Origin of the sequence: Xanthomonas sp. 3075 (assembly GCF_014197275.1) — a bacterium.
Classification (GTDB): Bacteria; Pseudomonadota; Gammaproteobacteria; order Xanthomonadales; family Xanthomonadaceae; genus Xanthomonas; species Xanthomonas campestris_B.
This window is the reverse complement of record NZ_JACIFI010000004.1, coordinates 15768-30047: the sequence shown is the minus strand read 5'-3', so window position 1 is coordinate 30047 and position 14280 is coordinate 15768. Positions and strand designations below refer to the sequence as shown.

Below are 14280 nucleotides of genomic sequence, written 5' to 3'. Positions count from 1 at the left end.
CAATGCCCGCTAATGGGTCTGACCACACCATGCAGAGTCGCATCTGGGTCATGCCACAGGTTGCGCTCCACAACAGCATGCCCTGCGTTTTTACCTGCGCGCTGCAGCAAATTTGATTAAGCAGGACGCAGATAGTCGATCGAGGCTTGTAATGCGCATGACCGCATTGCCGACATGGCCAGATACGTAGAGATTACGCACAAGCTCAACCCTGATTGCGCGGACACGCATCAATGCTCTCAGGAGAACGCTGCAACTTCATTGAGCGCGAAAGCTTCCATCGCATAGACCCAAGACGTGCACTCCATCCGCACCTTTGATCCACACACGTACAAACTCAAACAGCTGAAAAACGTGCTGACGCACTTCGCAGCGAATGCTCGATGGCAACCGTCGAACATTGCGGACATTCCAACGACCACGTTGAAATTTACGACGCGGATGAGTGACGGCACCTACAACGTCGCATCTTGGATGGCGCCAACAGTCACCACGATCCACGCTGCAGCGAATATTCGATCCACTGAGGCGCAATGGCCAACCAGCGCCGTTATGCAGCTCGAATGGCGACACCAATGCCTTGCATTCAACCGGATGCCACATCAATGCACGCCGAGCAACCGTCGCACATCACTGCTAGAGCGCGATACGCCGTGGTGTAGACCGCACAATAACTAGCCTGGGGCGCCGTGCGTATCACACGAGATGGTGAGCAGTGCAGGAAAGACACCGCCGAACATCTGCGCTGCCGCTGCTTTCAACGCATAGCGACCAGTGACGACGGCGTGTAATACGAATTGGCGTTGCATGCGCTAGCACTACACCTGACATCGACGCGGACATCACGCCTACGCTAGGCATTGCCCGCGATTTCACGACACTGGAGTGCGTTACTGCAATCGCCAAGGGCATGCGACGCATTCGAGACGATATTTACATCGTCGTCACCCGACGAAATACCAGACACCACTAGCAATCCCAGGCGAAACCGCACCTATTCAGCCGGGATTATGTGATGGCCGCCTACCTTGCGCCAACTTTTTGACCCACCTCATCCGGTGGGCGCCCCCGGTTAGAGCTTTCTTTCGCCGGAGCCCGGGCGACCCGTGACAGGTCGCCTCCCCATGACGCCAAGCCCTCTGCACTGGTACATCCACGTTGGATGCTCTGCGGATCGGCCCATACGGAGCAAGGAGTTTTATGAAATTGGCTTGGATACTTTGGCTGTCGCAATTATTGCCGCAGCCGGCTGCAGATTCGCTGTGCTTGAGTACCACCGTGTACCTGGAAGCACGCGACCAGACCTTGCGTGGCCAACAGGCGGTTGCGGAAGTTGCATTGCGTCGACTCGACAGTGGTTTGTGGGGCGACTCGATGTGTCAGGTCGTTACCGCACGCAAGCAGTTTGCCCCGACCATCGTGTCGCCGGGGACCCAATTGAAGAACGATCAGGCCTGGAACAAAGCGTTGGATGTGGCACTGGCCGCAGAGCGCAACTGGGCGCTGCCGGTGGGTCAACGCAAGGAAATCGTGCCCGGCGCGAGTCACTTTGCCGCAAGCGCAATCGCAAGTCCGAGTTGGCGCAATGCCTACCAAGTGGCCACCATCGGCGACCACACGTTCTATCGCGTGCAGAAGCTGCGTCCCCGCACCGCATCGTAAGCGAGCGACGTGCGCGCCAGGCGCGCAACGTCCCTGCGCTTCTGCCGCATCGCCACTGCAACCAGCGCCCGCCTTCGACGATGAACGCATGATGCGTCGTGGATGCGGAGATCCTGCACCCACGCGCTGCGTGGGATCGCGCAGGCAATGCGAGGTGGCTGCCTCCAGGCATCTTGTTGCGGCGCGCTTGCACGTGGCTGCGCCCGCCGAGCTAAGAGCGGCTAACAAAACGACTTCGCGTCAGCCTACTGCAGGCCGGCTATCTGCGGCCTGGCTGCAGGGCCCTTGCCCGCCCAGCGTCGCGGGACACGCTGCAAGTACGTCCTTGTAAGCGCTTACGCGGCATCCATGCCTCGTAAGGTCCCGCGACGCTGGGCGGGCAAGGGCCAGTCGAGATGGTCGGCATGCATGGGTTTAAACAAAGCAACCAGCGGAGTCTCTGGTGCGGTGTCCTCGCCGCTGGCGGGACCGTGTGGCGGCATGGATGCCGCCACCGAGCCTCCAGGGATGGATTCACGGCGTGTCCCGCGAGCGGTGAGGGCACCGCGCATTCGACCCACTCAGTGTTTGATCTGGACTTCTGACTGCATCCACCAAGATACGGCCGACAAACCACTGCACTCACTGACAGGCGCTCGCTCGCCAGGTTTTGTTAGCTGCTCTAAGCTTGCAGCTTCATCCCTGCGTGGACTGTCCATGAAGCTCTACACCAAGCCCGGCGCGTGTTCGCTGGCAGATCACATCGTGTTGCGTTGGTCCGGCCTGCCGTTCGAGCTGACCGTGGTCGATGCGGCAACGATGAAATCGCCCGACTATTTGCGCCTCAATCCAGCCGGCGCGGTTCCGTTACTGGTGGTCGACGACTGGGCGCTGACCCAGAACGCCGCCATCCTGAACTACATCGCCGACATCGCCCCGCTCACCGGCTTGTCCGGCGACGGCACCGCGCGTAGCCGTGCAGAAATCAATCGCTGGATCGCCTTCGCCAATGCCGACGTGCATCCGACCTTCAAGCCGATCTTCGGCAGCACCGCGTATCTGCAGGACGAGGCGCTGATTGCACGCAGTCACGAAGATGCACGCGCCAAGCTGCGCACCTTGTATGCACGCGCCGATACGCATCTGCAGGGACGCACCTGGCTGGCCAGCGACGCCCATACCGGCGCCGACGCGTATCTGTTCGTGACCTTGCTGTGGGCGAAGAAGGTTGGCGTGGATCTGAGTGGCCTGGATGCACTGGAGGCATTCGTGCAGCGCATGCTGGCCGATGTCGACGTGCAAGCCGCATTGCAGGCCGAAGGCCTGGCCTGAGCCGATCGCCACACGCGATGCAGGAGAGGCTGCATTGCATCGCAACGCACCGGTATGGCATCGCGCGGCCGCCAGCCTGCGCAGGCACCATCTGCACTGCACCGAACACGTGAGGCACCAATGAAAACGCCGGGCAATGCCCGGCGTTTTCATTTCATCTACTGCACAGACTCAGCCCAGCAGGTGCGACACGCCGCTGCGCTCTTCTTCCAGTTCGGCCAGGGTCTTGTCGATGTACTTCTGGCTGAAGTCGTCGATCGGCAGATCCTTGACCAGGGTGTACTGGCCGTTCTCGGTGGTCACCGGGAAGCCGAAGATCACGCCTTCCGGAATGCCGTAGGAGCCGTCGGACGGCACACCCATCGTCACCCACTTGCCATTGCTGCCCAGCACCCAATCACGCACGTGATCGATGGCGGCATTGGCGGCCGACGCCGCCGAGGACAGGCCGCGCGCTTCGATGATCGCCGCGCCGCGCTTGCCCACGGTCGGGATGAAGGTGGACGCGTTCCATTCCTGGTCGTTGATCGCATCGCCGATGGATGCGCCATCGGAGGTGGCGAAACGGTAGTCCGGGTACATGGTCGGGCTGTGGTTGCCCCACACCACCAGCTTCTCGATGCCACCGACCGGCTTGCCGAGCTTTTGCGACAGCTGGCTCAGCGCACGGTTGTGGTCCAGACGCAGCATGGCGGTGAAGTTCTTCGGGTTCAGATCCGGGGCCGACTTCATCGCGATATAGGCGTTGGTGTTGGCCGGGTTGCCGACCACCAGCACCTTGACGTCACGCTTGGCGACCTTGTTCAGGGCAGCGCCCTGCGCGGTGAAGATCTTGGCGTTCTCCAACAGCAGGTCCTTGCGCTCCATGCCCGGGCCGCGCGGACGCGCACCGACCAGCAGGGCGACGTCGATGTCCTTGAACGCCACTTCGGCGTCGTCGGTGCCGACCACGCCGGCCAGCAGCGGGAATGCGCAGTCTTCCAGCTCCATGATCACGCCCTTGAGCGCGGCCTGGGCCTTTTCGTTGGACAGTTCCAGCAATTGCAGGATCACCGGCTGATCCTTGCCCAGCATTTCGCCGGAGGCGATGCGGAACAGCAGGGCATAGCCGATCTGGCCGGCAGCGCCGGTCACAGCAACACGAACGGGTGCTTTCATGGGGAGTTTCCTCTGCTAAAAAAACATGGGTGAAGATGCACGCTGGCGGGGCGCAAGGCCTGGCGGCGCGCAGCGACAAACAAACGGCCGCACATGGCGGCCGTTCGGAGAAGACATCAGGCGGCGAGGATCTTGTTCCACTCCGCAACGCGGTCGGCCTTGGCGGCCAGCACGGCGTCGGTATCGCCTTCGATGGTCACCTTGTTGATCACATCGCCCTGGGCGACGGCATCGACCACGTCCAGACCCTGGGTGACCTTGCCGAACACGGTGTGCTTGCCGTCCAGCCAGTTGGTGGCGACATGGGTGATGAAGAACTGGCTGCCGTTGGTGTTCGGGCCGGCATTGGCCATGGACAGCACGCCCCGGTCGTGCCCGATGCCGTTGTTGGCTTCGTCTTCGAAACGGTAGCCCGGGCCACCGCGACCGGAACCTTCCGGGCAACCGCCCTGAATCATGAAGTCGGCAATGACGCGGTGGAAGCTCAGGCCGTCATAGAAGCCGCGCTGGACCAGGTTGACGAAGTTGGCAACGGTCAGCGGCGCCTTGTCGGCGAACAGCTCGACCACGATCGGGCCACGGGAGGTGTCTAAATGGGCAATCAGGGACATGGAAATCCTTGCAGGTTTCAGGGTGTACGACAGCCCATTAGGATACACCCGGGCGCGCAGGCGTCCGTGCAGCTTGAGACCATCGTCGGGGGGTGGCAGGGAAAGCTGAATAGGCATCCCGGAGCACATCGACGCCGGACGCAACGGCACGGCAATGAAACCGCTATAATGTTGGGCTTACCTCATCTCAAGACTGGCGCCAGACAGGGGCCCTTTCCGCATGTCCATTGAAAAACTCCGCAATATCGCCATCGTCGCGCACGTCGACCACGGCAAGACCACCCTCGTCGACTGCCTGCTGAAGCAGTCCGGCACCCTGTCCGAACGCACCGTGTTGGCTGAGCGCGTGATGGACAGCAACGATCAGGAAAAGGAACGTGGCATCACGATCCTGGCCAAGAACACGGCCATCACCTGGAACGGCAACCGCATCAACATCGTCGACACCCCGGGACACGCCGACTTCGGTGGCGAAGTCGAGCGCGTGCTGTCGATGGTGGACTCGGTGCTGATCCTGGTCGACGCGATGGACGGCCCGATGCCGCAGACCCGCTTCGTGACCCAGAAGGCGTTCGCGATGGGCTTCAAGCCAATCGTGGTGGTCAACAAGATCGACCGTCCCGGCGCACGCCCGGATTGGGTGATCGACCAGGTGTTCGACCTGTTCGACAAGCTCGGCGCAACCGACGAGCAGCTGGACTTCCCGATCGTCTACACCTCCGCGTTGAACGGCTACGCCAGCCTGGATTCGGACGTGCGCGACGGCGACATGACCCCGCTGTACGAAGCGATCATGCAGCACGTTTCGGCACCGGACGTGGATCCGGACGGCCCGTTCCAGATGCGCATCAGCCAGCTCGATTACAACAACTTCGTCGGCGTGATCGGCATCGGCCGCATCCAGCGCGGCGTGTTGAAGAAGAACATGCCGGTCAGCGTGATCGACCGCGAAGGCAAGAAGCGCCAGGGCAAGGTACTGCAGGTGCTCGGCTTCCTGGGCCTGGAGCGCATCGAGCAGGACACCGCCGAGGCCGGCGACATCGTCGCCATCTCCGGCGTGGCCGAGCTGACCATTTCCGACACCGTGTGCGCGCTCGACGCGCCGGAAGGCCTGCCGCCGCTGACCGTGGACGAGCCGACCATCTCGATGACCTTCCAGGTCAACAACTCGCCGTTCGCCGGCAACAAGGACCTGTCTGGTGGCAAGTTCCTGACCAGCCGCCAGCTGCGCGACCGTCTGGACCGCGAGAAGGTGCACAACGTGGCGCTGAAGGTCGAGGAAGGTTCCGACGCCGACAAGTTCCTGGTCTCCGGCCGTGGCGAACTGCATCTGTCGGTGCTGATCGAAAACATGCGTCGCGAAGGCTATGAGCTGGCCGTGTCGCGCCCCGAAGTCATCATCAAGGAAATCGACGGCAAGCAGATGGAGCCGATCGAACAGCTGGTGGTGGACATCGAAGAACAGCACCAGGGCGGCGTGATGGAAAAGCTGGGCACCCGCAAGGGCCAGCTGAAGAACATGGAGCCGGACGGCAAGGGCCGCGTGCGTCTGGATTACATGATCCCGGCGCGTGGCCTGATCGGCTTCCAGAACGAATTCCGCACCCTGACCCAGGGGTCGGGCCTGCTGTTCCACGTGTTCGACCATTACGGCCCGAAGGAACAGGGCGCGATCGCCAAGCGCCAGAACGGCGTGATGATTGCCAACGCACCGGGCGCGACGCCGGCCTACGCGCTGGGACCGTTGGAAGAGCGTGGCCGTCTGTTCGCCGCTGAAGGCGACAACGTGTACGAAGGCCAGCTGATCGGTATCCACTCCAAGGACAACGATCTGACCGTCAACGCGATCAAGACCAAGCCGCTGACCAACATGCGCGCTTCGGGCAAGGACGATGCGATCAAGCTGACCCCGGCGATCAAGTACACGCTGGAACAGGCCCTGGACTTCATCGAGGACGACGAGCTGGTCGAAGTCACCCCGAAGGAAATCCGCCTGCGCAAGAAGTTCCTGACCGAAAGCGACCGTAAGCGCGCTGGCCGTTCCGGCTGAGTTGTCAGGCCGACACGCGTGAGCGATAAGCCCTACAGCCCGGATCCGCGCGCGCATCCGGGGCTGCATGTGATCGCCTTGCTAGAGGCGGTCAAGGGGGTGCTTGCGCTGTTGGCGGCGACGGGCCTGGAACTTCTGGGCCCGCTCCCGCTGCAACACGCGGTCAGTACGCTGATCCGCCGTTTCAGTCTGGATCCCGACCACGGCGCACTGCCGTCGTTGCTCAAGACCATCAGCCCCGATGCGGTGCATCTGGCCGCCGCCGCCATGCTGGCCTACGGCCTGCTGCATGTGGTGGAAGCCTGGGGTCTGTGGCGTGCCAAGGCATGGGCCTCGCTGCTGGGCTGCCTGTCGGCGGCCATCTACCTGCCGTTCGATATCTACGCCATCGTCCGTCATCCCGGCTGGACCGCCTGGGGCGTCCTGGCGATCAATCTGATCGTTGTCGGCGTGCTGGCACGCGATCTGATCAAGCGCCGACGTCGCTGACGCACTTGCCCGTTGCGGGCAGCTCAAAGACGTTGTCACCCCGACGCAGCGCCATTAGCCTGCGAACACGCCTCCGGGGATGACCGCCAATGCGATGCACCACCTTGTCCTTCGCGCTGCTGTTTGCGCTGTGCGGCTGTGCGCATGCCGATGGCCCCGCGCCTACGTCGGCACCGACGGCCCGCCAACCCGATCTGATCGAAGCCGACGTCGCCAGCCTGCAGGCACGCATGAGCGCCGGCCAGGGCAGCAGCCTGGAACTGACGCGCGCCTACCTGCAACGCATCGCGACCATCGATCGGGCCGGCCCCACGCTCAACGCGGTGATCGAACTCAATCCGCAGGCCGAAGCCGATGCCCGTGCGCTGGACGCCGAACGCCGTCGCGGCCATGTGCGCGGGCCGTTGCACGGCATCCCGGTGCTCCTCAAGGACAACATCGATGCGCTGCCGATGGTCAACAGCGCAGGCTCGCTGGCCCTGGCCGAGTTTCGCCCCGCGCGCGACGCATTTCTGGTGCAGCGCCTGCGCAACGCCGGCGCGGTGATCCTGGGCAAGACCAACTTGAGCGAATGGGCCAACTTTCGCTCCACCCAATCCAGCTCCGGCTGGAGCGCGCGCGGCGGCCTGACCCGCAATCCGTACGCGCTGGATCGCAACCCCTGCGGCTCCAGCGCCGGCACCGGCGCGGCGATTGCCGCCAGTCTGGCCACGGTGGGCATCGGCACCGAAACCGATGGCAGCATCACCTGCCCGGCCTCGGTGAACGGCTTGGTCGGGCTCAAACCGACCGTGGGCCTGGTCAGCCGCGACGGCATCGTTCCGATCTCTGCCAGCCAGGACACCGCCGGCCCGATGACGCGCAGCGTCGCCGATGCCGCCGCACTGCTGCAGGCGATTGCCGCACCCGATCCGCAGGATCCGGCCACGCGCAATGCGCCCACGTCCACACCGAACTATCTTGCCCACCTCAAACCCGATGGCCTGCGCGGTGCACGCCTGGGCCTGCTGCGCAATCCACTGCGCGAGGATCCCGCGATCGCCGCCACATTGGATCGCTCCGTACAGACCCTGCGCGCGGCAGGCGCCACGGTGATCGAAACCAGCCTGGCAACCGATGGCCAATGGGACGCGGCCGAGCAAACGGTCTTATTGGTCGAATTCAAGGCCGGCTTGAACGCGTATCTGCGCAGCCGCACCGCACCGGTGTCGAGCCTGGACCAGCTGATCGCCTTCAACCGCGCGCATGCCCAGCGCGAGATGCCCTACTTCGCGCAGGAGTTGTTCGAGCAGGCGCAAGCTGCACGCGGTCTCGACGATGCGGGCTATCTGCACGCGCGCGCCCTGGCCAAACGACTGGCAGGCCCGGACGGCATCGACGCCGCATTGCAGGCCCATCGCCTGGACGCGTTGATCGTGCCCACCACCGGCGCGGCCTGGGTCACCGACCTGGTCAAGGGCGACACCTTCCCGGGTGCCGGCTACGGTGCGCCAGCCGTGGCCGGCTATCCCAGCCTCAGCGTGCCGATGGGGCAGACCCAGGGCCTGCCGCTCGGCCTGTTGTTCATCGGTACGGCCTGGAGCGAGCCGCGCCTGATCGAGCTTGCCTACGCGTACGAGCAACGTAGCCGTGCGCGTTTCGCACCCAGCTACGCAGCAAGCGTGCCGGCCGCGACGCCCGCGTCTAAACCGTAGCCGCAGGCTCGCCGTCTTCGGCACCCGGCGAACGCACGCTCTCCTGGGCGATCGGCTCGGCCGCGCGCGCCAGCGGTTTTTCCTGCGCAGCGATTTCGGCGCGGATGCGCGGCAATGCGTAGGCATGCTCGCGGGTCAGGAAGTCGATCATGCGCTCGCGCACCAGGCAGCGCAGATCGAATGCGTCGCCGGAATTGCGCGCGCTCACCAACAGGCGCACCTGGATGGTGTTGTCGCTGGTGTCGGTAATCTGGGTCACGCAGACACGCCCGTCCCACAGCGGCTCGCTCTGGCAGATGCGTTCCAGCTCGGCGCGTACCGCGGCGATCGGAGTGCGGTAATCCAGCCATAGAAACGCGGTGCCGAGCAGATCGGCGCTGCTGCGTGTCCAGTTCTGAAAGGGATTTTCGATGAACCAGGTCAACGGCACCACCATGCGCCGCTCGTCCCAGATGCGCACCACGACATAGGAGCTGCCGATCTCTTCGATGCGCCCCCACTCGCCTTCGACGATCACCACATCGTCCAGCCGGATCGGTTGGGTCAAGGCAATCTGCAGACCGGCGATCAGGTTGCCGAACACTGGCTTGGCCGCAATACCGGCCACCAGGCCGATGATGCCGGCCGATGCCAGCAAGGTCTTGCCGATCTGGCGCACCTGCGGAAACGTCAGCAACACCACCGAGATGCCGAGCAGGATCATCGTCCCCATCACCACCCGGCTCAACACGCGCGTCTGGGTCTGGATGCGCCGTGCGGTGAGGTTGTCGGACACTTCGATCGGGTTGCTGCGCAGGATCGCCGCCTCGCCGGCAGCCACTGCACGCACCAGTAACCAGGTCACGCACCCGACAATGCCGACATGCAGCAGATGTTGCACCGCCGACAGCGCCTTGTCGGCCAGCGGCGTTGCCTCGGTGGCTGCAGACAGGAACAGCAACGGAAGGATGAATGCCGCTGGCAAGGTGACCACGCGAATGATGCGCGCGCGGCGGTAATCGCGGCCCTGCATGCGGCGAAACAGCCACAGCATCAACGACCAGGTGGCAACACCCGCCAGTAGCGCGGCGCCAAGCGGGATTGCGTATTCGCGGATGACGTTCCAATCGGCAGTCAAACCGTTCCTCCTGTGGGGGGAAAGAGGGATGGCTGCAACATCATGCCGCACGCGGCATGAGCATCACGTCATGCGCACAGACGCATCATGCACCCAACGGCTGCGCAGCCACCTGTTGCTGCTTGCGCACGATCGCCATCGCAATCTCCAGCGACTGCTCGTAATTCAGGCGTGGATCCACACTGGAGCGATAGGCACGTTCCAGATCGCGCTCGGTCAATTCGCGCGCACCACCGGTGCATTCGGTGACGTCTTCGCCGGTGAGTTCCAGATGCACGCCGCCCAGCCGCGTGCCGGCCGCCGCATGCAGATCGAACGACAACTCGACCTCGCTGCGGATGTTGTCGAAACGCCGTGTTTTATAGCCATTTCCGGTGCTTTCGGTATTGCCGTGCATCGCATCGCACACCCACAACACCCGCCGCCCGTCGCGCTTGACCGCATCCAGCAACGGCGGCAACTTCTCGGCGATCTGCGCCGCCCCCATCCGATGGATGAAGCTCAATCGGCCGGGTTCGTCTTCCGGATTGAGCACGTCGATCAGGCGCAGCAGCTGATCCGGCTGCACCGACGGCCCCACCTTGATCGCAATCGGATTGCGTACGCCACGCAGATATTCCACATGCGCACCATCCAGCGCGGCGGTGCGCATACCGATCCACGGGTAATGCGTGCTCAGGTTGAACCAGCCCCACTGGCGCGGCACCTGACGGGTCAGGCCTTCTTCGTAGGGCAGCAACAGCGCTTCGTGCGAGGTGTAGAAATCGATGCGATTGAGGTTGTACACCTCCGACCCGGACAGGGTTTCCATGAAACGTACCGCATCGCCGATCGAGGACACCATTTTCTGGTAGTCCGCCGCCAGCGGCGAATAGCCCACCCAGTCCAGATTCCAGTATTCGGGGTGATGCAGGTCGGCGAAGCCGCCATCGATCAAGGCGCGCACGAAGTTCATCGTCATCGCCGAACGCGAATGCGCAGTGATCATGCGGCGCGGATCCGGTATGCGTGCCGTTTCGGTGAAGGCCGGCGCGTTGATCACATCGCCGCGGTAGCTCGGCAAGGTCACTCCATCGCGGGTTTCGGTATCGGCCGAGCGCGGCTTGGCGTACTGGCCGGCAAAACGGCCCACGCGCACCACCGGCAGGCGCAAGCCGTGCACCAGCACCAGGCTCATTTGCAGCAGCACCTTCAGGCGATTGGAGATCGTGCCCGATTCGCAATCACTGAAATTTTCTGCGCAGTCGCCACCTTGCAGCAGGAAGCGCTTGCCCTCCTGCGCTTCGGCCAGCTGGCGTTTGAGCGCGAAGATTTCCCACGAGGTCACCAGCGGCGGCAACTGCCCCAACTCGTCCATGGCCGCCTGCAATGCAGTCTGGTCCGGGTAAACCGGCAGTTGCAGCGCGGGTTTGCCACGCCAGCTGTCCGGCGCCCACGATGCGGCAGCGGAGTCGGAAACGGGAGAGGGGGCGGAAAGATTCATGGCAAAGCTCCTGGACAGCCTGCGATGGTGGCAGAGCCTGACCGCCACGCAAAGCATCGGCGCATCCGATTCCGGCAGCGCTGCGCCGCGATGTACCGCCCAGGCAGGCGTGGCAAGGCGGACGCGACTGAACGGCAAGCAAAGCCTCACGGCCCGGCATGACTTTCGGCCTACGCCAGCGTGCGCGCGGAAGCGGAGTGTTATGAAGTAACACACCTCCCCACGCCGCCTCGCCACTGCCATGACTCCTCGCCTCCTCTCCGCCGCCATCGTCTCCGTTCTGCTGGCCACCCCGACCGGCGCCGCACTTGCCGCCGACGTCGCGCCTGAACGCACCACCGATCTGGACACCGTCAACGTCATCGCCAAGCTCGAAGCCGCGCGCAATGCGCTGTCGCCGGATATCGGCAGCAGCCAATACGTCATCACCGCCGAGGACATCGATCGCCTGCCGCTCGGCGCCTCCACACCGCTCAATCAGGTGCTGCTGCAGGCGCCCGGCGTGGTGCAGGATTCGTATGGCAGCATCCACGTGCGCGGCGACCACGCCAATCTGCAATACCGCATCAATGGCGTGATGATTCCCGAATCCATCTCCGGCTTCGGCCAGAGTCTGGAGCCGCGCATCATCAAGAACATCAAACTGCTCGACGGCGCACTACCGGCTCAGTTCGGCGACCGTACCGCCGCCGTGGTCGACATCACCACCAAGAATGGCGCCGAGTTGGGCAATGGCGGAAGCGTGGGGATCACCGGCGGCTCCTTCGGCACGGTCAACCCGAATGCCTCGCTGTGGGGCAGCAACGGGCGCTGGAGCTGGTTCGTCACCGGCGACTACGAACAGAACAAGCACGGCCTGGAGAACCCGGTCGACAGCCGCTCGCCGGACCACGACACCACCCACCAAGGCAAGGGCTTTGCCGACCTGAGCTATCTGATCGACGAAAACACCCGTCTCAGCCTGTTGGTCGGTTACGCCAACAACCGCTTCCAGATCCCCAACAATCCCGGCCAGACACCCGCCTTCGACTATCTGGGCACCACCGACTTCGACTCATCTGCCCTTGACGAAAACCAGCGCGAGAACACCCGCTTCGGCACCTTGGCCCTGCAAGGCATGCTCGGCGACACCAGCTACCAGCTCTCTGCCGGCCAGCGGTACAGCAGCGTGGCGTTCTCGCCCGACGTTGCCGGCGACCTGATCTTCAACGGAGTGGCCTCGCAGGTAGATCGCAGCAACCGCTCCAATACGGTGCAAGCCGACTTCTCCACCCCCTGGGGCGGCGGCGCGCACACCTTGCGCTATGGCCTGTACGGCAACTTCGAACACGCCAGCGCCAGCAACGATTCCTATGCCTTCCCCGCCGACGAAGACGGCAACCAGACCAGCAACACGCCGCTGTTCATTCCCGATGGCAGTCGCTTTCATGCCAGCACTTACGCGCTGTACCTGCAGGACGAATGGAAAATCGGCGACGACTGGACCGTCAATTACGGCGTCCGTGGCGACAAATACAAGGCCTTCGGCAACACCGAAGGCCAGCTCAGCCCTCGCCTGGGCGTGGTCTGGCGCGCCAGTGACAGCACCACCGTGCATGCCGGCTACGCACGCTACTTCACCCCGCCGGCCAGCGAGTTGATCTCCACCAGCGATATCGCGCTCTACGACGGCACCACCAATCAGCAATCCACCGATGGCGGCTCGACCACGCCACTGAGCGAACGCAGCGATTACTACGATCTGGGCATCTCGCAAGCGGTCGGCGAGCATCTGACCCTGGGCCTGGATACTTACTACCGCAAGGCAGACCGGCTGCAGGACGAGGGCCAGTTTGGCGCAGCCTACGTCTATTCCACCTTCAACTACCGCTACGGCCGCATCCGTGGCGCCGAGTTCAGCGCCGACTACAGCAACGGCCCGGTGACGGCGTATTTCAACGTTGCCTACAGCAAGGCGATGGGCAAGCGGGTCATGACCAGCCTGTACAACTTCGACCCGGATGCACTGGCCTACGCTTACAACAACTGGATCCATCTGGATCACGACCAGAAGCTGACGTCCTCCGGCGGCATCAATTACGCCATCGACGACAGCAGCAGGATCGGCGCCAACTACCTGTACGGCAGCGGCCTACGCACCGATACCGACACCGTACCCAATGGCGCAGCGTTGCCGTCGTACTTCCAGTTGAACCTCAGTGCCGGCCACGACTTCGACGTCAGTGCGCATCCGCTGCACGCACAGCTGGCGGTGCTCAACGTGCTAGATCGCAGCTACCAGCTACGCGATGGCGGTGGCATCGGCGTGTTCGCGCCGCAATGGGCACCACGCCGCGGGGTCTATCTGAGTCTGCAGCAGGACTTCTGACCGCCGAGCAGGAACAGCGCACGGACCTGACAGAAGCAGGTCCGTCAGACTGCAGGACCCGGCGCGCCGGCTGGATCGATTGGCGTGGCGATTGCCTTACCGTCAACCGCTCAGCCCGCCAGCGGAAAAGCTCGTTTGCCAGGCTGGCTCGTTGGCGCTTACGCCCATCGCTCGATGCGCTCTGCACGCATTGATGCAATCCTAGGCGTACAGTCCCTCAACGGCGGCGTTCTTCGTGCATTCAACGACGAATGCATGAACGACGCGAGGCTGTCGATCCCTCGAACGATCGAGGTCAGGGCGACAACCTTGGCCAACTCACCCTGTAACGCGAATC

General features: G+C 63.5%; 10 protein-coding genes. 6 read left to right on the top strand and 4 right to left on the bottom strand.

The features are described 5' to 3' along the window. Positions 1-1200: 1200 nt before the first annotated feature. Together GGR62_RS05075 and GGR62_RS05070 are read left to right on the top strand one after the other, a co-directional pair. A complete protein-coding gene (locus tag GGR62_RS05075) occupies positions 1201-1662 on the top strand; it encodes a cell wall hydrolase (RefSeq protein ID WP_184406869.1) in 462 nt (153 codons plus the stop codon). Positions 1663-2358: 696 nt separating this feature from the next. After that, complete coding sequence (locus tag GGR62_RS05070) at positions 2359-2973, top strand: glutathione binding-like protein (RefSeq protein WP_184406868.1); 615 nt, start codon at positions 2359-2361, stop codon at positions 2971-2973. 171 nt (positions 2974-3144) lie between these two features. Here the strand turns inward: GGR62_RS05070 and GGR62_RS05065 are convergent, their stop codons facing one another. After that, the gene (locus GGR62_RS05065; RefSeq protein WP_184406867.1) at positions 3145-4131 is read right to left on the bottom strand and encodes a malate dehydrogenase; all 987 of its coding nucleotides are present in this window, start codon (positions 4129-4131) and stop codon (positions 3145-3147) included. 116 nt (positions 4132-4247) lie between these two features. Then, a complete protein-coding gene (locus GGR62_RS05060; RefSeq protein WP_184406866.1) occupies positions 4248-4742 on the bottom strand; it encodes a peptidylprolyl isomerase in 495 nt (164 codons plus the stop codon). 220 nt (positions 4743-4962) lie between these two features. On the opposite strand from GGR62_RS05060, the gene typA reads away from it, so the two are divergent. From typA to GGR62_RS05045, 3 genes are all read left to right on the top strand, one after another. Continuing rightward, positions 4963-6792, top strand: a complete 1830-nt coding sequence (gene typA / locus GGR62_RS05055) for a translational GTPase TypA (RefSeq protein WP_184406865.1) — start codon at positions 4963-4965, stop codon at positions 6790-6792. Positions 6793-6861: 69 nt separating this feature from the next. After that, the gene (locus GGR62_RS05050; protein WP_184407026.1) at positions 6862-7281 is read left to right on the top strand and encodes a DUF2127 domain-containing protein; all 420 of its coding nucleotides are present in this window, start codon (positions 6862-6864) and stop codon (positions 7279-7281) included. A gap of 104 nt (positions 7282-7385) precedes the next feature. Next, on the top strand, positions 7386-8975 hold the full coding sequence (locus tag GGR62_RS05045; RefSeq protein WP_184407025.1) for an amidase: 1590 nt from the start codon (positions 7386-7388) through the stop codon (positions 8973-8975). Here the strand turns inward: GGR62_RS05045 and GGR62_RS05040 are convergent. Both GGR62_RS05040 and GGR62_RS05035 read right to left on the bottom strand, forming a co-directional pair. Further along, positions 8965-10092: a mechanosensitive ion channel domain-containing protein gene (locus GGR62_RS05040; RefSeq protein ID WP_184406864.1), complete on the bottom strand. Its 1128-nt coding sequence runs from the start codon at positions 10090-10092 to the stop codon at positions 8965-8967. The genes GGR62_RS05045 and GGR62_RS05040 overlap by 11 nt on opposite strands. An 85-nt stretch (positions 10093-10177) precedes the next feature. Continuing rightward, positions 10178-11575 carry a 3-deoxy-7-phosphoheptulonate synthase class II gene (locus tag GGR62_RS05035; protein WP_184406863.1) on the bottom strand — a complete coding sequence of 466 codons (1398 nt, stop codon included), beginning with the start codon at positions 11573-11575 and terminating at the stop codon, positions 10178-10180. 241 nt (positions 11576-11816) lie between these two features. Between GGR62_RS05035 and GGR62_RS05030 the strand changes: the two genes are divergently transcribed. Continuing rightward, positions 11817-13943, top strand: coding sequence for a TonB-dependent receptor (locus GGR62_RS05030; RefSeq protein WP_184406862.1), 2127 nt, complete (start codon positions 11817-11819; stop codon positions 13941-13943). Positions 13944-14280 lie beyond the last annotated feature (337 nt).